21 protein-coding genes are annotated in these 20,504 nt (G+C 45.6%); 17 read left to right on the forward strand and 4 right to left on the reverse strand.

Annotated features, from left to right (window positions below; genetic code table 11):
• Positions 1 to 40 precede the first annotated feature (40 nt).
• Complete coding sequence (locus tag DW720_RS09160; protein WP_005342293.1) at positions 41 to 358, reverse strand: metalloregulator ArsR/SmtB family transcription factor; 318 nt, start codon at positions 356 to 358, stop codon at positions 41 to 43.
• A gap of 83 nt (positions 359 to 441) precedes the next feature.
• Here DW720_RS09160 and DW720_RS09165 point away from each other — a divergent pair, with 83 nt between their 5' ends.
• The gene (locus tag DW720_RS09165) at positions 442 to 807 is read left to right on the forward strand and encodes a metalloregulator ArsR/SmtB family transcription factor (RefSeq protein ID WP_005342296.1); all 366 of its coding nucleotides are present in this window, start codon (positions 442 to 444) and stop codon (positions 805 to 807) included.
• Positions 808 to 854: 47 nt separating this feature from the next.
• Here the strand turns inward: DW720_RS09165 and DW720_RS09170 are convergent, their stop codons facing one another.
• Both DW720_RS09170 and DW720_RS09175 read right to left on the reverse strand, forming a co-directional pair.
• The gene (locus DW720_RS09170; RefSeq protein ID WP_025580743.1) at positions 855 to 2,735 is read right to left on the reverse strand and encodes a heavy metal translocating P-type ATPase; all 1,881 of its coding nucleotides are present in this window, start codon (positions 2,733 to 2,735) and stop codon (positions 855 to 857) included.
• Positions 2,736 to 2,836: 101 nt separating this feature from the next.
• A complete protein-coding gene (locus tag DW720_RS09175) occupies positions 2,837 to 3,055 on the reverse strand; it encodes a cation transporter (protein WP_005342301.1) in 219 nt (72 codons plus the stop codon).
• 390 nt (positions 3,056 to 3,445) lie between these two features.
• Between DW720_RS09175 and DW720_RS09185 the strand changes: the two genes are divergently transcribed.
• From DW720_RS09185 to DW720_RS09215, 7 genes are all read left to right on the forward strand, one after another.
• Positions 3,446 to 6,025 carry a heavy metal translocating P-type ATPase gene (locus tag DW720_RS09185; protein WP_199693315.1) on the forward strand — a complete coding sequence of 860 codons (2,580 nt, stop codon included), beginning with the start codon at positions 3,446 to 3,448 and terminating at the stop codon, positions 6,023 to 6,025.
• Between the two features lie 10 nt (positions 6,026 to 6,035).
• A complete protein-coding gene (locus DW720_RS09190) occupies positions 6,036 to 6,299 on the forward strand; it encodes a metal-sensing transcriptional repressor (RefSeq protein WP_025580748.1) in 264 nt (87 codons plus the stop codon).
• A gap of 207 nt (positions 6,300 to 6,506) precedes the next feature.
• On the forward strand, positions 6,507 to 7,880 hold the full coding sequence (locus DW720_RS09195; RefSeq protein ID WP_025580749.1) for an MATE family efflux transporter: 1,374 nt from the start codon (positions 6,507 to 6,509) through the stop codon (positions 7,878 to 7,880).
• A gap of 13 nt (positions 7,881 to 7,893) precedes the next feature.
• The gene (locus tag DW720_RS09200) at positions 7,894 to 8,109 is read left to right on the forward strand and encodes a FeoA domain-containing protein (RefSeq protein WP_002576189.1); all 216 of its coding nucleotides are present in this window, start codon (positions 7,894 to 7,896) and stop codon (positions 8,107 to 8,109) included.
• Positions 8,110 to 8,115: 6 nt separating this feature from the next.
• On the forward strand, positions 8,116 to 10,155 hold the full coding sequence (gene feoB, locus DW720_RS09205; RefSeq protein WP_118667176.1) for a ferrous iron transport protein B: 2,040 nt from the start codon (positions 8,116 to 8,118) through the stop codon (positions 10,153 to 10,155).
• A gap of 140 nt (positions 10,156 to 10,295) precedes the next feature.
• Positions 10,296 to 10,439 carry a FeoB-associated Cys-rich membrane protein gene (locus DW720_RS09210; RefSeq protein ID WP_080637114.1) on the forward strand — a complete coding sequence of 48 codons (144 nt, stop codon included), beginning with the start codon at positions 10,296 to 10,298 and terminating at the stop codon, positions 10,437 to 10,439.
• 203 nt (positions 10,440 to 10,642) lie between these two features.
• Complete coding sequence (locus DW720_RS09215; protein WP_330419975.1) at positions 10,643 to 11,614, forward strand: AraC family transcriptional regulator; 972 nt, start codon at positions 10,643 to 10,645, stop codon at positions 11,612 to 11,614.
• 79 nt (positions 11,615 to 11,693) lie between these two features.
• Here DW720_RS09215 and DW720_RS09220 read toward each other — a convergent pair whose 3' ends face one another.
• The gene (locus DW720_RS09220) at positions 11,694 to 12,062 is read right to left on the reverse strand and encodes a helix-turn-helix transcriptional regulator (RefSeq protein WP_002576186.1); all 369 of its coding nucleotides are present in this window, start codon (positions 12,060 to 12,062) and stop codon (positions 11,694 to 11,696) included.
• Between the two features lie 490 nt (positions 12,063 to 12,552).
• Here DW720_RS09220 and DW720_RS09225 point away from each other — a divergent pair, with 490 nt between their 5' ends.
• From DW720_RS09225 to DW720_RS15970, 9 genes are all read left to right on the forward strand, one after another.
• Complete coding sequence (locus DW720_RS09225; protein ID WP_025491709.1) at positions 12,553 to 12,978, forward strand: sigma factor-like helix-turn-helix DNA-binding protein; 426 nt, start codon at positions 12,553 to 12,555, stop codon at positions 12,976 to 12,978.
• A gap of 123 nt (positions 12,979 to 13,101) precedes the next feature.
• The gene (locus tag DW720_RS09230; protein ID WP_009003393.1) at positions 13,102 to 13,356 is read left to right on the forward strand and encodes a hypothetical protein; all 255 of its coding nucleotides are present in this window, start codon (positions 13,102 to 13,104) and stop codon (positions 13,354 to 13,356) included.
• A 107-nt stretch (positions 13,357 to 13,463) separates the two neighbouring features.
• The gene (locus DW720_RS09235) at positions 13,464 to 13,814 is read left to right on the forward strand and encodes a type II toxin-antitoxin system PemK/MazF family toxin (protein ID WP_002576184.1); all 351 of its coding nucleotides are present in this window, start codon (positions 13,464 to 13,466) and stop codon (positions 13,812 to 13,814) included.
• Between the two features lie 79 nt (positions 13,815 to 13,893).
• Positions 13,894 to 14,055 carry a hypothetical protein gene (locus DW720_RS15735; RefSeq protein WP_004797315.1) on the forward strand — a complete coding sequence of 54 codons (162 nt, stop codon included), beginning with the start codon at positions 13,894 to 13,896 and terminating at the stop codon, positions 14,053 to 14,055.
• Between the two features lie 55 nt (positions 14,056 to 14,110).
• Positions 14,111 to 15,787 (forward strand): recombinase family protein, encoded by a 1,677-nt coding sequence (locus tag DW720_RS09240; RefSeq protein WP_118749558.1) that lies wholly within the window; start codon positions 14,111 to 14,113, stop codon positions 15,785 to 15,787.
• 150 nt (positions 15,788 to 15,937) lie between these two features.
• Positions 15,938 to 16,633, forward strand: coding sequence for a hypothetical protein (locus DW720_RS09245; protein ID WP_107001159.1), 696 nt, complete (start codon positions 15,938 to 15,940; stop codon positions 16,631 to 16,633).
• 21 nt (positions 16,634 to 16,654) lie between these two features.
• On the forward strand, positions 16,655 to 17,368 hold the full coding sequence (locus DW720_RS09250; protein WP_118629645.1) for a hypothetical protein: 714 nt from the start codon (positions 16,655 to 16,657) through the stop codon (positions 17,366 to 17,368).
• 575 nt (positions 17,369 to 17,943) lie between these two features.
• Entirely contained in the window at positions 17,944 to 20,067 is a 2,124-nt protein-coding gene (locus DW720_RS09255; RefSeq protein ID WP_118742991.1) for a penicillin-binding transpeptidase domain-containing protein, read from the forward strand.
• A 136-nt stretch (positions 20,068 to 20,203) separates the two neighbouring features.
• Positions 20,204 to 20,503: a DUF6070 family protein gene (locus tag DW720_RS15970; RefSeq protein WP_233430257.1), complete on the forward strand. Its 300-nt coding sequence runs from the start codon at positions 20,204 to 20,206 to the stop codon at positions 20,501 to 20,503.
• Position 20,504: the final 1 nt, after the last annotated feature.

The raw sequence follows: 20,504 nt of genomic DNA on the forward strand, positions 1-20,504 counted from the left end.
ACCCGCGCAGCCCCTGCAAAACAGCACAGGGGCTGCGTTTTTATCTTTCTGAAATATGAGCGTAGGTTTCTTCAAGAATCCACCGGATATGTTCGTCCTGCAAGGAATAAATCACGTTTTTCCCGGCCTTGCGTGATTGCACTAACCGGACAATCCGAAGCGCACGAAGCTGGTGGGATATGGCCGATTCTGTGACCTCCATCTTTTGTGCCAGTTCGCTGACGCAGGAATCTTTCTGCATCAGATACCAAAGTATCCGCATCCGTGTGTAATCGCCCATCGCTTTGTGAAGCTCGGTTAATTGTTCCAATTCGCCGGGGCTTGGAACGGAAAAAGTTGTTTTCTCTGTTTCGTTCATGTATTTTTCTCCAATCTATAATGAAGCTGTTTGACAGACAAGAATTATGTCAGTATCATAGTCACAGGAAGGAGCTGATTTTTATGCCGCATTACAATCTGCCCCACAACCACGGACAGAATATTGAAAAAGTCTTAAATAAGATGCCCTCTGCGGAAGGGTTTAAGGATATATCATTTTTATTTCAGCAGCTTGGCGATCCGACCCGGCTGCGGATTCTATGGCTGCTGTGCCATTGTGAAGAATGTGTATGTAATCTCGCGGCGGCTGTGGATATGAGCGCCCCTGCTGTGTCACATCATCTGCGGATATTAAAAAAGAGCGGAATCATTTCAAGCCGCAGGGACGGAAAAGAAGTTTATTATTCGCTGTCGGACACGCCGCAGGCAAAGCTCCTGCATCATGCCATAGATGCGTTGTTTGAAATATCATGCCCGACTGAACAATAAGGAAATGCGCCGCAGCGTGTGAAAGTTGCGGCGCATTTCTATTGCGCTTAACCCTGATTTGTGCTGCCCGCAGGCATATCCGGCAGCTTGACCCGCATGGCGCGGATGGCATTGAGAATCGCAATAATGGAAACGCCTACATCCGCGAACACCGCCGCCCACATATTCGCATAGCCCAGCGCACCTAAAATCAGAACCAGGAATTTAACGCCCAGAGCAAACACAATGTTCTGATTTGCGATGCGAATCGTCTTACGGGCGATCTTCATAACAGCGGCAATTTTGGACGGTTCATCCGTCATAAGAACAACGTCAGCAGCTTCAATGGCAGCATCGGAACCCAATCCGCCCATAGCAATACCGACATCGGCCCGCGCCAGTACGGGAGCGTCATTGATACCGTCCCCAACAAAGGCCAGCATACCTTTTTCGCTTTTCTGCTTCAGCAGGCTTTCCACACGATCAACCTTATCAGCCGGGAGTAGTTCGGTATAAACCTGATCCAGATGAAGCTGTCCAGCGACTTTCTTTCCAACGGCGTCTGCGTCGCCGGTCAGCATGACCGTTTTGCGGATACCGGCAGATTTCAGCAGCTTGATTGCGGCTGGAGCATCGGCCTTGATCTCGTCCTCAATGACGATACATCCAGCGTATTTCCCGTCACAGGCCAGATAGACCACGGTGCCGACAGCGGAGGACGGCGTGTACTTAATATGCTCCTTCTCCATCAGCTTGGTGTTTCCTGCCAGAATCGTTTTCCCATCAATCACGGCCTGTACGCCGTGACCGGCAATTTCCTGAACATCGGAAACCCGGCTGTTGTCGATTTTCTCTCCATAGGCGTTCTTAATCGAAAGAGAAATCGGGTGGTTGGAGTAGTCCTCAGCGTATGCGGCCAGCTCCAAAAGCTGCGCTTCCTCCATGCCGACAGGGTGGATCTCGCTGACCGCAAAGGAGCCTTTTGTCAGTGTGCCGGTCTTATCAAAGACCACGACCTCGGTATTTGCCAGGGCCTCCAGATAGTTGCTGCCCTTTACCAGAACACCGATCTTGGATGCGCCGCCGATGCCTCCGAAGAAACTAAGCGGAATGGAAATGACCAGCGCACAGGGGCAGGAAATCACCAGGAAGGTCAAGGCCCGGTAAATCCAAGTGCTGAATGGCTGCTGGGTAATCAGCGGCGGCAGGATCGCCAGCGCCAGAGCAGCGAATACCACTACCGGGGTATAATACCTGGCAAAGCGCGTGATGAAATTCTCAATACGGCCCTTCTTATCGCTTGCGTTTTCTACAAGGTCAAGGATTTTGGCTACGGTGGATTCCCCAAATTCCTTTGTGGTCTGGATGTTCAGGATACCGGTCTGGTTGATACAACCGCTGATGACCTCCATTCCCGGCTCCACCTCGCGGGGCATGGATTCTCCGGTCAGGGCCGAAGTGTCCAAGGTGGAAAAGCCTTTGAGAATCGTACCGTCCAGCGGGATGCGCTCTCCCGGTTTCACAACAATGGTTTCTCCGATCTGAACCTCATCCGGGTCAACCTGAACCAGCTTTCCATCCCTTTCGATGTTGGCATAGTCCGGGCGAATGTCCATCAGGCTTGCGATAGATTTTCTGGACTTGGACACCGCATAGGACTGGAACCATTCGCCCACCTGATAAAACAGCATAACGGCAACGCCCTCGGAATGTTCGCCCAAAATGAGTGCGCCGATGGTGGCAATCGTCATCAGGAAATTTTCGTCAAACACCTGTCCATGCAGAATGTTCGTGATTGCCTTCCAGACAATATCCCAACCGACAACCACATAGCAGACGAGAAAGACCGCCATCTCCGCCAATTCAGGGAGGTGGAGCAAGCTGCCTGCAAGAAACAGCACCGCCGCCACGATAATGCGTGTGAGCAAGTGCCTTTGTTTTCGTGTCATAGTGTATTCTCCTTTCGTTGCAGCATAAAGCGTGTCACGCTTTTTCTGTCTATTGATGAAAAACACCGGCTACCGTGTGGCAGCCGGTGTCCAGCTTTTCATTACGCCTTAACAGTCACATCCGGCTCGATCTGCTTAATCAGCGCCTTTGCTTCGGCCAGAACAGCGTCAAACTGATCGTCCGGCGCTTCCAGAACCATCTTCTGACCCAGGAAGTTGACGGATACGCTGGTCACACCGTCGATCTTCTTCACGGCGTTCTGGATTTTGTCAGCACAATGGCCGCAGTCCAGGTCAAGCAGTTTAATGGTCTTTTTCATGGAGAAAGCCCCCTTTCATTTTGGTATTTGGTTGGTTTGATATGGATGAACAATTAAAAGGTTGTTTAATCGTTCATGCTGCCAGTATATTCACGAAGCCCCTCAAAGTCAATGGATTTGGGAGCGATTCTGCCCTTTGGATTGGAAAACATGCTGATTGGATTTCCAGCAAAAACCTCATTTCTCTTTGGATAAAAAAAGCTCCACTTTGGAGCGGACAAAGGAGAAGCAGGATAAGTATAATGAAAAACGGTCAAAGACCTTGTGCGTAAACTTTATGTTCGGGGCTTTAGCATCTTTCCCCCAAGGTGCCAAACGCCCCTTTTCATAACGGTATTTAGTTCCCTACGGGGGAGGGGTACTCGCACAAATCTTCATAAGAAAGAAGGGATAATTTTGCAAAAGGAGCAATTTGACATTACGGGTATGACTTGCTCGGCCTGCTCTACCAGAGTGGAAAAGAGCGTGGCAAAGCTACCTGGCATCAAAGAAGTATCCGTCAACCTGTTAAAAAACAGCATGGTTGCTTCTTATGATGAATCCGTTTTGGATACGGCGGGAATCGTCCAGGCCGTTGAAAAGGCCGGTTATGGCGCGATTCCCAAAGCCTCCGCACAAAACAAGAGCCGAACGACCACACCGGCAGCAAAACCGGAGGTCAGTACGGCACAGGCAGAATACAAGCAGATGAAACAGCGGCTGCTGCTTTCTGCACTTTTTACGATCCCGCTGTTTTATATTTCTATGGGTCACATGATGGGGTGGCCGCTCCCCAGCTCCTTGCTGGGGATGGAAAATGCAATCAGCTTTGCATTTACCCAATTCCTGCTGCTGATCCCGGTGGTGTTTATCAACTTCAAATATTACCGGATGGGATTCAAGACCCTGTTCCACGGCTCGCCTAACATGGATTCGCTGATTGCGATAGGCTCCAGCGCCGCAATCGTTTATGGCATTTACGCCGTTTACAAAATCGGCATCGGATTCGGTCATGGGGATATGGCTACGGTTCACAGCTTTATGATGGATTTGTATTTTGAATCCGCAGGCATGATCCTGACCCTTATCACCTTGGGCAAAACCCTGGAGGCCCGCGCAAAGGGTAAGACTTCGGACGCAATCACAAAGCTGATGAATCTGGCTCCCAAAACGGCTACCGTGGAGCGGGACGGAAAAGAGCTTCAGGTGCCGGTGGAAGAAGTGCAGTTGGGCGAAACCCTGATTGTCAAGGCCGGTGAATCTGTGCCGGTAGATGGTATTGTCATAGAGGGCTTTTCCTCCGTTGATGAATCTGCCCTGACCGGCGAGAGCATCCCCGTGGAGAAGCATATCGGGGACAAAGTGATCGGTGCGACCACAAGTAAGTCCGGCTATTTCAAGATGCAGGCCACCAAGGTGGGCGATGATACCACGCTGGCACAGATTGTCCGGCTGGTGGATGAAGCGACCAGCTCCAAGGCCCCTATTGCGAAACTGGCTGATAAGGTCAGCGGCGTGTTTGTGCCGGTAGTTATCAGCATCGCGCTGATCGCGGTTGTTGTCTGGCTGCTGTTGGGATATGGCTTTGAATTTGCCCTGTCTATCGGCATTTCCGTTCTGGTCATTTCCTGCCCCTGTGCGCTGGGCCTTGCAACGCCTACGGCCATTATGGTCGGAACCGGAAAGGGCGCAAGCAACGGTATCCTGATTAAATCGGCGGAGGCCCTGGAAACGGCCCATAGCATTGATACGGTTGTGCTGGATAAGACCGGCACAATTACTCAGGGTACGCCCGTAGTGACAAATATGCTCTGCAAAGAGGGCGTTCCACAAAAGGAGCTGCTGCAAATCGCCGCTTCGCTAGAAAAAATGTCCGAGCATCCGCTGGCGGACGCGATTGTGGCGGAGGCCGAAAAAGCAGACCTTTCCTTCCTTCCGGTGGACGGTTTCAAGCAGATTCCCGGTCAGGGCCTTGTGGGGCAGATTGGAAACGAAACGTGCCTTGCCGGAAACCGCCGACTGATGGCAGCAAATGGCATCAATGGCGACGCACTCCTTCAGTTGGGTGAGAAAATGGCCGTTGACGGGAAAACACCTCTGTTCTTTGCCCGTGGTGGTCAGTTTATTGGTGTTATTGCCGTGGCGGATGTAGTCAAGCCCACCAGCAAGCAGGCCATAGCGGAATTGACCGGCATGGGCATTGAGGTGGTCATGCTGACCGGCGACAATGCAAAGACCGCAGAAGCGATTCGGCGTCAGGTCGGCGTGGATCGTGTTGTGGCAGAGGTATTCCCCCAGGATAAGGAGAAGGAGATCCGCCGTTTGCAGAGCGCCGGGAAGAAAGTGGCGATGGTCGGTGACGGTATCAACGATGCTCCGGCCCTTGCCAGAGCGGACGTTGGTATCGCTATCGGAGCCGGAACGGATGTGGCGATTGAGTCAGCGGATATTGTTTTGATGAAAAGCGATCTGCTGGATGTGTCTACGGCAATCCAGCTTAGTAAGGCGGTTATCCGCAACATCAAGCAAAATCTGTTTTGGGCGTTTATCTACAACATCATCGGTATCCCGGTGGCGGCAGGCGTGTTCTATCTGCCCTTTGCGTTGAAGCTGAACCCCATGATCGGCGCTTTTGCTATGAGCTTTAGTTCGGTATTCGTGGTATCCAATGCCCTGCGTCTGCGGTGGTTCAAGGCGAAGCATCAGGCCAATACAGAACTGGATTCAGACCCTATGTACGAACAGACAACAGTAAAAGAAGAACGAAAAGGAGCAATTCACATGGAAAAAGTATTGAACATCGAAGGTATGGTTTGCGGAATGTGTGTGAAACACGTTGATAAGGCGCTGCGGGACATCCAGGGCATCAAGGATGTGGCCGTTCACCTGGAGAGCAAGTCGGCCCAGGTGCAGCTTGACCAGGATGTGCCGGATGCTGTGTTGAAAGCTGCTATCGAGGACGCTGGCTATCAGCTCGTCAGTATCCAGTAACGGGCCGTTTATGAAGGCCAAGAAAGGCGATATTGTTCACAAGTTAAAAATCGCCAGAGGACAAATTGACGGTATCCTGCAAATGGTTGAGGAAAATCGCTATTGCGTGGATATTTCCAATCAGCTTCTTGCTACACAGGCGTTATTAAAAAGCGCCAATCAGCAGATTTTGCAAGCCCATATACGAAGCTGCGTCCGGGAGGCCCTGCAAACGGACGCCGTAAATCCAAAACTTGAGGAAGCCCTGAAACTACTGGAAAAAATGATACAGTAACAACGGGAGCGGAAAGGGCCTTATGTCCTTTCCGCTCCTAAATTCGTTTCAGATTGGATTGTAAATCCTGCGGTTGGGAGCGTACAAAGAAGCCCGGATTTTATATACTTTAAGTGGTTAGTTAGATATGGCTAATCCAGCAAGGCACGTCACTGGCGCGCTTTGCTGGATACCTCGAAATTAAAATAGACCAGGAGGAATAGAGTGATGAAACAGGCACTTGACACAAGAACAAAGCTCTTAACAAAAAGCCCCTGGCCGCTGATGATTGAACTTAGCATCCCTGCGGTTCTTGGCATGGTGGTCGTTGGGCTTTATAACATGATGGATTCCATCTTTGTCGGCCAGATGGTCGGTGACGTGCAGATGGGAGCCATATCGGTATCCTATCCCTTGACGCTTATCAATGCCGGTTCAGCGGCCATGCTGGGCGTGGGTTCTGCATCGGTACTGTCCCGCGCTATCGGCAAGAAGGATGAAAACACAATTAAGAAGATCATGGGCAACCTGGTTGCTATGGTTCTTCTGCTGTCCGTTATCTATACAGTGGTAGGCATGGTGTTCACCCGCCAGCTTTTGTCCCTGACCGGAGCCAGCGACAACATTTTGAATTATGCGGAAAAATATCTACGGATTATCTTTGCCGGTTCCTTGTTTGTAAACTTTTTTCAAAGTGCAAACATGGTCATTCGCGGAGAAGGCCAGCTTAAAAAGGCAATGACGATTATTGCCAGCGGCGCTATTTTGAATATCATTCTTGACCCTATTTTTATCAGTATCCTGAATCCCTACGGTATGGGCATTGAGGCGGCTGCTTATGCAACGATTTTCTCCCAGTTTGTCCAGGCTGCAATTACGCTGTGGTATTTCAAGAAAAAAAGTCCTCATGTGAAGATTGGGCGCATCCGCATTGACGGAGAACTGCTTCCCCAGGTTCTTTCTGTCGGGGTATCTGCTCTGTTGATGCAGATTCTGACCTTGGTACAGCAGACAGTGATCTATCGTGTGGCATCGAACTATGGCGGGGAAACTTCACAGCTTCTTTTAGGTGCGGCGCTCCGCTTCTGGAATTTCTCTTTCGTTCCTCTGTGGGGGATCAGTCAGGGATTCCAGCCTGCCGCCGGTACAAACTATGGTGCAAAGGACTATGACCGGGTAAAGACGCTGACCAGGGTTTTTATTACTGCTGCAACGCTGCTGTCGCTGGTGTTCTATATTCCTGCCGAGCTGTTTCCAGAGAAGATTTTATCCATGTTCCTGACAACGCCGGGTATCGCGGCATCGGGTGCAACCAACTTCCGTATCATGTTCAGCACTTATGTCCTGCAAGGCAGCTTTATGATTGCCGTAACCCTGTTCCAGTCTTTGGGCAAGGCGAAAAAGGCAACTTGGCTGGTGCTGTTCCGCCAGATTATTCTGTTTATTCCTCTCTGCGTGGTTCTTCCGATGATCGGCGGCATGGGTATTCGTGGCGTATGGCTGGCGATTGCTCTGACAGATGCAATTCTGGTGGTTATTACCGTTTCTATGATGCTTTATGAGTTTGGCAAGCTGCCGGAGACTTCTTCCGTAAATCGGTGAGGAGGGAGCGTTCATGTATCTTTGCGATGGAAAAATAGGAAATGAATATAAAGTTGAGGATATTGATCTGCCTGTCAATATAGAAAAGCGTTTGGAGGCCCTTGGGATGACCCGTGGAACCTCTATCGCTGTTCTGAACAGCAAAAGTCGGGGTGTCCTGATTGTGAAAGTCAGGGGAACACGCTTTGCACTTGGGCGCAATATCACAAAGAATATTTTAGTGGGGTAAATTCCGATGAGAGAAAATTTGACTATCGGCTTCATCGGAAATCCGAACTGCGGAAAGACAACACTTTTCAATGCTTACACCGGTGCAAATCTGAAAGTGGCAAACTGGCCAGGTGTAACCGTTGAGAAAGTAGAGGGTGCCATTAAAGACCATGATCTGAATATTCGACTGGTCGATCTTCCTGGCACTTACAGCCTGACCTCCTACACAATGGAAGAACAGGTATCCAGACAGTTTATACTAAGCGATGAAGTCGATGTGATTATTGATGTTGCGGACGCTTCCGCTCTGGAGCGAAACCTATACTTAACTTTGCAGCTTTTGGAGCTGGGCAAGCCGGTTGTGCTGGCGCTGAACATGATGGACATTGTGGAAAAGCGCGGCATGGAGATTGACACACACAGACTGCCGGAAATGCTGGGCATCCCGGTCATTCCAGTTTCAGCCAGAAAACGGACAGGACTGGATGTGCTGCTTCATGCAGCCGCGCACCATAAAGACTGTAAAGATCCGGAGTGTCTGATTCATCATCATAAATATACTCCAAAACACCGGCACGACCACCATTCAGAATACGCAATGGTTTACAGTGATGCTATTGAGGACAAGATTGATCTTATCATGGCAGAGCTGAAGCGGAAATATCCGAACCTGTCCAATTACCGCTGGCACGCCATTAAGCTGCTGGAGCAGGATAAGGAAATCTCTGCACGTTATCCGGTCAATATGCCGGATGTGATCGACCGGAACTATGAATCCGACATTATCAATGAGAAGTATGATTTTATCGAGGAAATCATCAGGGAGGTTCTGGTCAATAAGGACCGTCAAGATGCTTTGACGGAAAAGGTAGACCGTGTATTGACGCATAAGTTTTGGAGCATCCCGATTTTCCTCGTTGTCATGGCGGCGGTGTTCTTCCTGACCTTTACCATTGGCGATTGGCTGAAAGGATTCCTGGAATTAGGAATTGAGAGCCTGTCGGCATTGATAAGCGATGGACTGATTGCTGTCGGGGTCAATGAAGTGCTGCGCTCCCTGCTGGTAGACGGCATCATCGCCGGTGTGGGCGGTATCCTGACTTTCCTGCCGAACATTTTCATTCTGTTTCTGGCATTGGCTTTTCTGGAGGACAGCGGATACATGGCCCGTGTTGCGTATGTCATGGAAGGGATTATGAGCAAGCTGGGACTTTCCGGACGGGCATTTATCCCCATGATTTTGGGATTTGGCTGCACTGTTCCGGCAATCATGGCTTCACGGTCTTTGGAAAACCGGCGTGACCGTTTTAAGGTCATGTTGATTACGCCCTTTATGAGTTGCAGCGCCCGTCTACCAATCTACATCTTGTTTGCCGAGATGTTCTTTCAGGAACGCGCCATGCTCGTGGCCTATTCCATGTACCTGATCGGCCTGGTGGTCGCTATCCTGGTAGCGGCGATCATCCATTTGATTGACCGGAGAAAATCGGAAAATTATCTGCTGATTGAGCTGCCGGAATATAAGGCCCCCAGCGCCAGAACTGTGGCAATCTATGTATGGGAAAAGGTAAAGGACTACCTTACCAAGGCAGGTACTACTATCTTTGTAGCATCTATCCTCATGTGGGTGATCCTGAACTTTGGGCCGCATGGCTATACTACGGAAATGGCAGACAGCTTCGGGGCTATCCTGGGCCATTGGCTTGTACCGATCTTTGCACCGATTGGACTGGGATTCTGGCAGATAGCGGTTGCTCTGATAGCTGGCATCTCTGCAAAAGAGGTTGTGGTGTCCAGTTGTGCCGTTCTGTTTGGGATTCCCAATATCAACTCCGGCGCGGGAATGGATACATTGGTCGGCATCCTGGGTGCAGCCGGTTTTGGACAGCTCAATGCGTTTTGCCTGATGATTTTCTGCCTGCTTTACGTTCCCTGTGCAGCGGCCCTGGCTACAATTCGCAAGGAATCCGGCAGTACAAGGTGGATGCTGTTCTCGGCCCTGTTCCAGTTGGTTGTGGCCTGGGCTGTTACTTTTGTGGTTTATCGTGTTGGACTTTTGCTGTGAGGTATGAATATGACGTTTGGAAAAGTGCTTCGTTCAGCGGCCATTTTATCAGTGGTCGCATTTGGACTTTGGATTTTGAAAAGAGGATCGGAGACCCAAAGCTAATAAGTTGTGAGTTTCCAGTCAGAAAGGAGTTTTAGATGCTTGTTACTGGTATAATCCTTATCGGGATTGTTTTCTATGCAATATGGGCTGTGCGAAAAATCCATAAGAACCGCAAAAATGGTTCTTGTTGTAGCGGCAGTTGTTCCGGTTGTGTAGGAAAGGAATATTGCAGCAAATAAAATCCCACATATAGCCGATGTTTTCCGTTTTGGAGGGCATCGGCTTTTTCGTATATTTGCACATTCGGCAGGGCTGCACTATAATAGAATTTGCTTTCTGATTGGATTGCACATCCTGCCGATTGGAGCGGTATAAAATGAGAAAAAACTATATAATAAAAGACGCCAGGAGAATCCTGGCAGAACAAATACGAGATAACGGAATGAATACTATGAACAAAAACCCTATCACCAATGCTACGGGGTTATCTGCGATTATTCCAAAAGATAATGACGGATATTGCACCGTCTATAAAATGGACTGTGAGGATGGCCTGGGGCTTATGACAGTCTATCAGGTTTATCCCGGTATCCAGCTTATTTACAATGATTTTGAAGCAACGAGTTGTTATTGGGACGGAACCATTGATAAGAATGTGCTGGAGATCAATCATTGCCGGGAAGGGCGTGAAGGGAGCGTATTGCAAAGCGGTTCCTGCCTGTACCTCGGAGAAGGGGATCTTTCCATTCATACAATGGATAACTGTGCTTCTGAAATGGCCTTTCCTTTGAGACATTATCGCGGAATCTCAGTAGTGCTTGATCTGGAGCTGGTTTCTCAAAATCCGCCTGGAATCCTCGCCGAGAGCGGTATTGGTATTGCAGATTTCAAAAACAAATTTTGTGCCGATGGCTCATGCTTTGTCATGCGGGCCAAGGATGAGATTGAGCATATCTTTTCTGAACTGTATTCCGTACCGGATCGCCTGCAAAAGCCATACTTCATGCTGAAGGTGCAGGAGCTTCTCTTATTCTTGTGTATGGTGGATGTAAATAAAGAAAAGCAGCGAGAGTTATATACTTCTCCCCAGGTGGAGATTGTACGGGACATTCACAAGCGGCTTATCTCCAACTTGCAGGAACGGCCAACGATTGAGGAACTTTCCAAAGAGTATCTTATCAATACGGCAACCTTAAAGGATACGTTCAAGGGAGTTTATGGACAGCCCATTGGAACCTATATGAAAGTGTACCGCATGAAACAGGCCGCTGCTCTGCTTCGTCAGACGCAGGCAACCATAGCAGAAATTGCCAGCCAGGTTGGATATGAGAATCAGAGTAAATTTGCAACAGCATTTCGAGATGTCATGAAGATTGCACCGGCTGAATACCGGAAACAAAATAGTGGCGATTGATTGGGCTAGGAAAATTTACGTCTACTGCCGGAGGCAAAATAAAACCAGCAGAAACAAATTGCATTTTGCCCTGCTGGTTTTATTCATAATTTTGCGGATCGGAGGATTTGTAACGTCGGCTGATAAACTGCTCCGCCATACAATCCAGTGTTTTCAAGATAATCTGCCGCTCATCCTCGGTACAGGCCAGAAACTTTCCCATGAAATGCTGTACTTGCTTTTCCTGTTCCGAAGCGTCAGGATAAAACAGCTCATTAGCAGAAATGCCTAATCGCTTGATAAAGGATGCCAGTACATCGTAAGACGGATTTTTCCTGCCCTTTTCAATGTCCTGGAGATGACGAAGCCCTCTGCCGGTTTGATCCGCAAGCTCCTGTTGGGTCAGTCCACATTCTTCTCTTGCATCTCTGAGGCACTGTCCCAAATACACAAATACATCTTCCGGCATGATTGCTCACCTCTATTACATTCTATCGTGCGTAAGAGGAAGTTACCATCACCCAATCACGCGTATTGATATGTGTTTATCATGCACCTTTGAAAGATAAAATATACATAAAAGCCCTGACGGGAGGCCAATAAAAAAAACGGCCTTTCACGGCAGGGCATATTTCCATTACCGCCCGTGACTGCCGTTTGAGGAGTCTACGATGGGCGGTTATTTATTTCAGCAGAATTATGGTTTTCAGGTAGGTGATTACCTAAAAAAATCAATGACCTACCAAAGAGAAATTATACACACGGACACGCGCAATCAAGCGTAAATAATCCGCACAATCGTACAATATATCATACAAAATGCGTCAGACAGCTATTAAGGCCGTCTGACGTTTTTCTTTGTCGATTTTACGGGAATTTTCCCGAACATCCCCGGTGTCGCTCTCCGCCATAGCCATTTCGGTTGCCCTTTGTCCCTAACAACTGAAATGGAGGAAATTATGACCAAGATCAATCTGCGGGAGCAGTATCCCGATTTTTATAAGACCGATTACATTATTGAGGTTCCTGATGAAGTAGCCGCTGTTATGAAAGAGCATGACCGCCTGGAGGCCGCATACCGCCGCCGTACATATTACCACAAGGCGCATTATTCTCTGGATCGCGGAGACGGAATTGAGTATGATGCCCTTTTCGTTTCCATGACCCCTTGTGAGCTGTATGAGCGCAAAGTGACGATGGAGCAGCTTCACGCTGCGATTGCCGCTCTGCCGGACAAGCAGGCCAAGCGCATCTATGCTTACTACTTCCTGGGACTGACAGAATCAGCGATTGCCAAGAGCGAAGGAGTCAGCGTTGCATCGGTCAGCGAATCTATCCAGCGCGGCCTTCGGAACATGGAGACTTTCCTTAAAAATCGTCTGTAACGCCCCTGAAAGAAAGGCTCAAAGCCTCACGGTTATTAGAAGGACACGCTATCCTCGTGACCTCAAGATCTTTGAAAACTGAATAGACAGCACAACAGGTACATAACTCATGTACGAGCGAATGTGAAACGCCGCGAAGATGGAGCAGTCAGGGAGGTGATGAAAGAACTGCTTCGGAGCGATCTACGATTTCATAAAACGGATTGTGGCAGATCCGGCGCGATGACTGCATGGGGGCTTAAAGATACTTCCTCACGGCCCGCCAAAGACTTGGGGGGAACCCTGTGGCACACGATACGAACGATGCTGCGGAGTTATGACAGCCGCGCCAGCGGAGACCTGTTGTGTTCCCATCGTCAGGGGGCGTGGCAAATATGACGAGTAATCCGAACAGAATAACAGTAGCCGCACCAGGTTTTTATCCGAAGATTTCTATCAGACTGGTGCGGCTGTTTAAGTATTAAGATATTAAGGAGGCGAGAGTGATGTTTGAAAAATTCCATCGAGGTGACATATATTCGGCTGATTTAAGCCCTGGTATCGGCTCTGAACAAAGTGGCTCTCGTCCTGTACTTATTCTTCAAAACAATGTGGGAAATTGTTTCAGTCCTACGATTATTATTGCAGCAATTACCAGTGTAAGCAAAAAAAGCAGAAAGTTCCCCACGCATTACCACTTAAATGACAGATGCGGTTTGGTGAAACCATCTGTTGTTATGCTGGAACAGATCAGAACAATCGACAAGTCGAGGTTAAAAAACTATATTGGTCATCTAAACAAGGATGACATGGAAAACATAAACAAGACGCTCTTGTGCAGTCTGGGGATTACGTAAAGGTGCCGAAAGGCCGTATCATTTTCAGGCTGTGCAAGTAGAGTTATAATTTCGTTAGGAATTGCGGAGGTGATTCTGAATGGAGAATATCCAGAATAAAAGTGCATTGATTCCTTCAGATGAAATCCGGTCAGAAGAACTTCTGGCGGAACAAAAATTTGAAGCGTTTATCACTTCGCTGGCACATATCATCGAGAAATATGGTATGAGAGTGCTGGGCGAGGTTGACGGAGCTGCGTGAGAATCGCAGCTTTACATAGGATATTTTCCAAAAGTAAATTTTGGAGGTATGAATTATGAACCGATATGGAAAACGCTGTGTTTTGTATCCGAGGGTCAGCACAGAGATGCAAGTGGACGGATACAGCCTGGAAGGTCAAAAAAATATGCTGACACGATTTGCGGATCGTGAGGAAATGATCGTTGTTGATACTTATGAAGATGCCGGTAAATCCGGTAAATCCATTGAGGGACGGCCTGCCTTTCAAAAAATGCTCAGAGATATTGAGGATGGCTTGGACATTGACTATATTTTAGTGTATAAGCTGTCACGGTTTGGCCGTAATGCAGCAGATATACTTAACTCTTTGGAGTTGGTTCAATCTTATGGTGTAAATCTGATTTGCATAGAAGAAGGGATTGATTCCTCTCAGACAAGCGGAAAACTTTTGATTTCTGTACTATCTGCTGTGGCTGAGATTGAGCGTGAGAATATTATCGAGCAGACGATGAACGGGCGGCGCGAAAAGGCACGGCAAGGTGGATGGAATGGTGGCTTTGCTCCCTACGGGTATACACTGGAAGATAACAAGCTGATGATTGAAGAAACAGAGGCTGTGGCAATACGGAAGATTTTTGAATTATATACTTCATCGGAAATCGGTTTGGGTGGTATTGCGAATCAGTTGAACTTACAAGGTATACGGAAAATTCCGAGGCAGAATGGCACATTAGAGGATTGGACAGGACATTTTATTAAACTGATATTGGATAACCCGGTTTATTGCGGTAAAATTGCCTATGGACGGAGAACGAAGGAAAAAGTCAAAGGCACAAAAAACGATTACCAGATGAAAAGAAATGACGATTACATTCTGACAGAGGGACAGCATAAAGGAATCGTTAGTGAGGAGGTATGGGAAAAGGCTCATGCCAAGCGTCTTAGAACCGGAGTAAAGCAACCGTCAAAAATTGGGCGGGATCGAGTTCATTTGTTATCAGGTCTGCTGAAATGCCCGGTTTGTGGAAGTCCCATGTATACGAATAAACACGCATGGACAAATAAAGATGGCACTTACAAAGAAATTTACTATTATGTATGTAGTCGGAATAGGATGGTCCGGGGTAAGCATTGTGAATATAAGGCGATGCTGAAAAAGACCGATATTGAACCGATGGTCATTGAGGCAATTCGTGAGATCGTAAGGAATGAGGAATATGCCCAAGCCATTAAAAAACGGATTGGCGTTCAGATTGACACGAAAGCAGTGGATAAAGAACTGGAGGGCTATCAGGCAAAGCTGAAGGAAGTTGATCTGAATAAAACAAGATTGGAACGGGAAATTGACAGTCTCCCTGCTGATGCAAAATATCGGGAACGAAAGCTCCATGATATGACCTTGCGGTTAGATTCCCTATATGATGTCATTGTTGAGCTGGAGGAAAAAATCGAAGATGCCAGACTTCGGCGAGATGCAATTAAGCAGCAGGCAATTACTCTTGAGAATATTTACAAAATCATGGTGAATTTCGACTGCGTTTATAATATAATAAATGACGAAGAAAAGAGAAATGTGGTCACAGCCTTGATTAAGGAAATTGAAATTTACAGGAATGACGAGTCTGAATATCCGCTAAAGCGGATTGGTCTGAATTTTCCGGTGTTCAAGGATGGCGGGGAAGTTACGGAGCTTTTGTGGGACAAAGGGAATACCGTTGAAACAGTCACTCTTCTGACGAGAAAAGCCCGGTAAATCAAAGGGTTGCGCCGATTTGTGGCAAAAATGGTTGTGTGTTTCAGTTTCCGCAGAAGACACATGCGGAAACTGATTTACCCCAGGGGTAAGATTTTCGGAATTGTTGATATACATTTTGGCAAAAGGCAAAGTGTAGGGAGGATACATATGAATTTAAGTATTTTATTAACTGACTTTATTGATACGAAAGGAATGCTTAAAACATATAGGTTTATACCCATTAATCAATATAATAGAATAGTGGTTGATAGATTATCTGATATTTGTACAGATGTAAAGGAAAATACAGATAAGGATGTGGGATTGCTAAGAGTATATAATTCTGACAAATGTCAGTTGCTTTCTACTACTTGTAAAATTAAAGATTTTACAGACAGTTATGGTAAGATTTTTTTCTGTTTTGAGCATATGTTTATACCTGTTGAGAGTTCTAGATATGGAAGCTGTGGTATTTATAATTTTATTTTACCTGTAGACTATAGATTGACAGAATTACATATTGTAGATCCTTTTGATAATAATAAAAATTTAAAAAAGAAAAAGCACTTTAAATATGATGTTTTTTATGATTGCGAAAGCCATATTCAAGTTGTACAAATGCAGTTACGTTCGGCAAGAGGTAATTTTTCTTTTATTCTTACAGGAGAAGCATGTATTGATGATGGTAAGAACAAATTTATAGACTGTAAAGAGCAAAACATATACTTAGATGAGGATATTCGAGAATTCTTTTTTGATGATGGTATAAAGAAGTCATTTTGGAAAAATTTGAAAGAATCAATATTATTAGAGCCTAATTTTAATGGGATCGGGATAGATTTAAAGAAATTATTTCAAAAATAGTATAAGATTGGAGGGTAAAGATTGAGAACAGCGAATGAATATGAGATTGCAATTTTTAAGAAAGAATATTGTAAAAATGGAGAGGATAGAATCAGTATAGGAAAAGATTTTGAAGTTGATGTAGAGTCTTTTGAAGAATTATTGCCTGGGAAAATTGTCAGCAGTTATGCAACGGGTAATCGTGATATTGAAAATTCTTTCATAATGTTTAGAGTTTGTGACGTAATCAAGGATATCCAATATTTCCCGGTTTTTTCAGAGACAATTGGAAGGAAAATGCTTAAGAGTTGGAATAAACCAGTACCAAAGAAGCGAAGTATCTTCATAGAAGATAACAATGGTGTAGGAAGAGGTAATGGTGGAACTGGAAATGGGAATAAAAACAATGTAGAAAATTCTAAATTAAGAAGTTTGATTTTGTTTGCACGTTCATTAATGATTTTACATATTAATGATCCGCAACCAATGAATGGAATGCTAAAAGAAATATATGAAAAATTAGAATTACATCCATATTGGAATGTGAGAAATTATGAGGTCAAAGCTGTAAATACTGCGATAGGAAGTTTTTTACGGAAAGATATTAATGTTCAAAATGAAAATTTTCAAAACTTGCAGGACTATATACTTTATTTGCAAACAAATGTAACTGGAAGGCGTTTAAGAAATACTAATTTCGATACGTTACGAAATATTATGGGAACAGAATACCCGGCAGAACAAGTATATTTTTGAGTTAAAAAATATGTGAAGAAATATCAAAAAAGTAAAACACTACCCCAATCCTGAATATACATTGCATACTTTCGCTATGCAGTATAAAATCAAAGTTCAGGGGAATATTGAAACCGTCTGTCTGCTTTCAAGGAAACCTTGATTTTCTGCGGTTTGTGGGATATTAAGGAGCAAAAATGGATGTGTGTTTTGTAGCCTTATGAATGAATCATTTGAATATCGTAGCAGAGGGGTGTTTTGAGACTCTGCTGAATAATAGGCTTTTGCTAAAAGGTATCATTTTTGCGAAAATGTATGATACCTCCTGGCAGGAGCCTTTTTGTATAAAGATAACTTGACTTATAAATCTTACTGATGTAATATTTACACAAGTGCAGCAGGATTGCGGACGAAATTTTTTTGTTGCGAAATCTTACGCATGTAATAAAAAGAGAGGAGGAATGCATAGTACGATATACCCAGCAAAGAGAAATTTTTTTATTTTAAAATCTTACGAATGTAATATTTTGAAGATATAACGTACATTGAAAATAGAATATGACCATATCAGCAAAGCAAAATGAATGGAGGTCAATATGAAGAAAGGAAAAAGCAGAAACAAGCGAAAGAAAACAAGAAGCAGGCTTCTATGGATTGCGATTGCTGTTATAGGAATAGCTGCGGTAATTTCTGCAGTATGCGTGGCAGGAATGTTGGCAACAAAGGAAAATGCCTGGAGGACACCGGAAGAACTTCTGGTGGAGTACATGGATCATATTCCAAAACAGGAGTATGAAGAAATGTATGCGATGCTACATATTGAGGCATCGGGGAATGTCAGTCAGGAGGATTTTGTAACTCGAAATTCAGCTATTTATGAAGGTATAGAAGTCCAGAATATGGCTGTTCAGATTATTGCATATGATGAGGAGCAAATGGCGGTAACCTACCAGACTTCTTTTGATACAGTTGCAGGAACTATCAGCTTTGAGAATGAAGCACTCTTCCTAAAGGGCGAAGATGGATATAAGTTGGTTTGGGATGATTCCATGATTTTTCCGAATCTGACTTCTACAGATAAAGTAAGAGTTTCCACTACACAGGCAGTAAGAGGAGAAATTCTGGATAGGAACGGACGTGTCCTTGCAGGAAAAGGTATAGCTTCTTCGGTTGGAATCGTTCCGGGCAAGGTGGAAAACAGAGAGGAAGCAATTGCACAGATTGCAGAACTGTTGGAAACAACTCCGGAAGCGATAGAAAAGATGCTGTCGGCACAGTGGGTAAAGGATGACTCCTTTGTGCCGATAAAAACCATTCCGAGGGTTGAAGAAATCGAGTTGATGAAGATTGAACCGGACGAAGAGGTGCTGAAAGAAAAGGAAAGACATGAAAAGCTACTGGAAATTCCCGGAGTGATGATATCTGATGTTGAAGTGCGTGAATACCCATTAGGAGAAGCGGCTGCACATTTGGTCGGGTATGTTCAAAGCGTTACTGCGGAAGATTTAGAGGAACATGCAGGAGAAGGCTATACAGCCAATAGTGTAATCGGCAGAAGCGGAATGGAGGGCTTGTTTGAGAGTGAACTGAAAGGCCAGAACGGTTGCAGGATTTACATTGTAAATTCGGAAGGCAAAGAGAAGGAGGAACTGGCTTGTATTCTGGTACAGCATGGGCAGGATATTCAGCTTACGATAGATGCCAATTTGCAGGTTTCCTTGTACGAACAGTTTAAGGAAGATAAAAGCTGCTCAGTGGCCATGAATCCTTATACCGGAGAGGTATTGGCCTTGGTCAGCACACCGTCCTATGACAATAACGATTTTATTATGGGATTGTCCAGTGAACAGTGGACTGCGCTTAATGAGGATGAGAATAATCCAATGTATAATCGGTTCCGGCAAGTGTGGTGTCCGGGGTCTACATTCAAGCCAATTACCGCTGCAGTCGGCTTGGAATCAGGAGCAATCGATCCGATGGAAGATTACGGGAACGTAGGCTTAAGCTGGCAAAAGGATGCATCGTGGGGTTCTTATCATGTAACAACACTCCATGCATATGAACCAGTCATTTTAGAGAATGCCTTGATTTATTCCGATAATATTTATTTCGCAAAGGCAGCATTAAAGATTGGCTCAGAAGAGATGGAGAGTTCTTTGACCGGACTTGGTTTTAATGAGGAACTGCCATTTGAGATTAAGATGGCAGAGTCGCAGTATTCCAATACAGAGGGAATTGAAACTGAAATACAGTTAGCTGACAGCGGTTACGGACAAGGACAGGTTTTAGTGAATCCGTTACATATGGCTTGTATCTATTCTGCTTTCTGTAATGAGGGAAATGTCATAAAACCGTATTTGGTATATCAGAAAGACGCAGTAGCTGAGTATTGGATTCCAGGAGCCTTTTCTAATGAGACAGCAAGTCGTGTATTGGAAGGAACAAAGAAGGTTGTGAATGATTCTAATGGAACTGGATATGCAGCCCATCGGGATGACATTCTTTTAGCAGGAAAAACAGGTACGGCAGAAATCAAGGCATCGAAGGATGATACTTCGGGTACGGAATTAGGATGGTTTGCAATTTTTACAGCAGAAGATACGGTAGAACGTCCTATATTGATTATCAGCATGGTAGAAGATGTAAAAGGAAGAGGAGGAAGTGGATATGTTGTTAAGAAAGACCGCCTGGTTCTGGAAGAGTGGTTTAGTAGTAATTAGTTTTTTACTGATGCATAGTGTTTCGGGGTGCAGCGATGCACCCCCGGAAGAAGATACAGTTTCGGAAACAGTAATTGATATTTAGGCTATTCCAGAAGAACCTTAGGAGAATGCAGAAGAAATTATAAACATCTGTATAGATCTTTATAAGAAGGCAGCAGAAGAAAACAAGATAGCTGATTTGGAAACGATTCGCAGTATTGTAAATTGCCTTGGAGAAAATGGATATCCGGCTGTTGACAGCAGAAATCAAGTTAACATGACTGAGGCAGAGCAGGTACTGGAATTTTGCGAAAAGGTGGATGCACAGGAAGAAGCAGAAATAACGATCCTTGAAGTCAGTTATTTTGGCGGATTTGTAAAATACGATTTGCATTCAAAAGACGGAAGTGTGGATGTGGTCAGAAGCTATTACAAGTATGAAAAGAAAGGATGAT

Source organism: Clostridium sp. AM27-28, from assembly GCF_003480955.1.
In the GTDB taxonomy this organism is placed as follows: domain Bacteria; phylum Bacillota; class Clostridia; order Lachnospirales; family Lachnospiraceae; genus Otoolea; species Otoolea fessa.

Excerpts from the sequence above, each read along its gene's own strand:
- DW720_RS09160 (WP_005342293.1), bottom strand. The coding sequence starts at position 358 with ATGAACGAAACAGAGAAAACAACTTTTTCCGTTCCAAGCCCCGGCGAA.
- DW720_RS09195 (WP_025580749.1), top strand. The coding sequence starts at position 6,507 with ATGAAACAGGCACTTGACACAAGAACAAAGCTCTTAACAAAAAGCCCC.
- DW720_RS09240 (WP_118749558.1), top strand. The coding sequence starts at position 14,111 with ATGAACCGATATGGAAAACGCTGTGTTTTGTATCCGAGGGTCAGCACA.
- DW720_RS09255 (WP_118742991.1), top strand. The coding sequence starts at position 17,944 with ATGAAGAAAGGAAAAAGCAGAAACAAGCGAAAGAAAACAAGAAGCAGG.
- DW720_RS09165 (WP_005342296.1), top strand. The coding sequence starts at position 442 with ATGCCGCATTACAATCTGCCCCACAACCACGGACAGAATATTGAAAAA.
- DW720_RS09235 (WP_002576184.1), top strand. The coding sequence starts at position 13,464 with ATGTTTGAAAAATTCCATCGAGGTGACATATATTCGGCTGATTTAAGC.
- DW720_RS09245 (WP_107001159.1), top strand. The coding sequence starts at position 15,938 with ATGAATTTAAGTATTTTATTAACTGACTTTATTGATACGAAAGGAATG.
- DW720_RS09170 (WP_025580743.1), bottom strand. The coding sequence starts at position 2,735 with ATGACACGAAAACAAAGGCACTTGCTCACACGCATTATCGTGGCGGCG.
- DW720_RS09220 (WP_002576186.1), bottom strand. The coding sequence starts at position 12,062 with ATGCCGGAAGATGTATTTGTGTATTTGGGACAGTGCCTCAGAGATGCA.
- DW720_RS09210 (WP_080637114.1), top strand. The coding sequence starts at position 10,296 with ATGCTTGTTACTGGTATAATCCTTATCGGGATTGTTTTCTATGCAATA.
- DW720_RS15735 (WP_004797315.1), top strand. The coding sequence starts at position 13,894 with ATGGAGAATATCCAGAATAAAAGTGCATTGATTCCTTCAGATGAAATC.
- DW720_RS09225 (WP_025491709.1), top strand. The coding sequence starts at position 12,553 with ATGACCAAGATCAATCTGCGGGAGCAGTATCCCGATTTTTATAAGACC.
- DW720_RS09215 (WP_330419975.1), top strand. The coding sequence starts at position 10,643 with ATGAATACTATGAACAAAAACCCTATCACCAATGCTACGGGGTTATCT.
- DW720_RS09200 (WP_002576189.1), top strand. The coding sequence starts at position 7,894 with ATGTATCTTTGCGATGGAAAAATAGGAAATGAATATAAAGTTGAGGAT.
- feoB (WP_118667176.1), top strand. The coding sequence starts at position 8,116 with ATGAGAGAAAATTTGACTATCGGCTTCATCGGAAATCCGAACTGCGGA.
- DW720_RS09190 (WP_025580748.1), top strand. The coding sequence starts at position 6,036 with ATGAAGGCCAAGAAAGGCGATATTGTTCACAAGTTAAAAATCGCCAGA.
- DW720_RS09175 (WP_005342301.1), bottom strand. The coding sequence starts at position 3,055 with ATGAAAAAGACCATTAAACTGCTTGACCTGGACTGCGGCCATTGTGCT.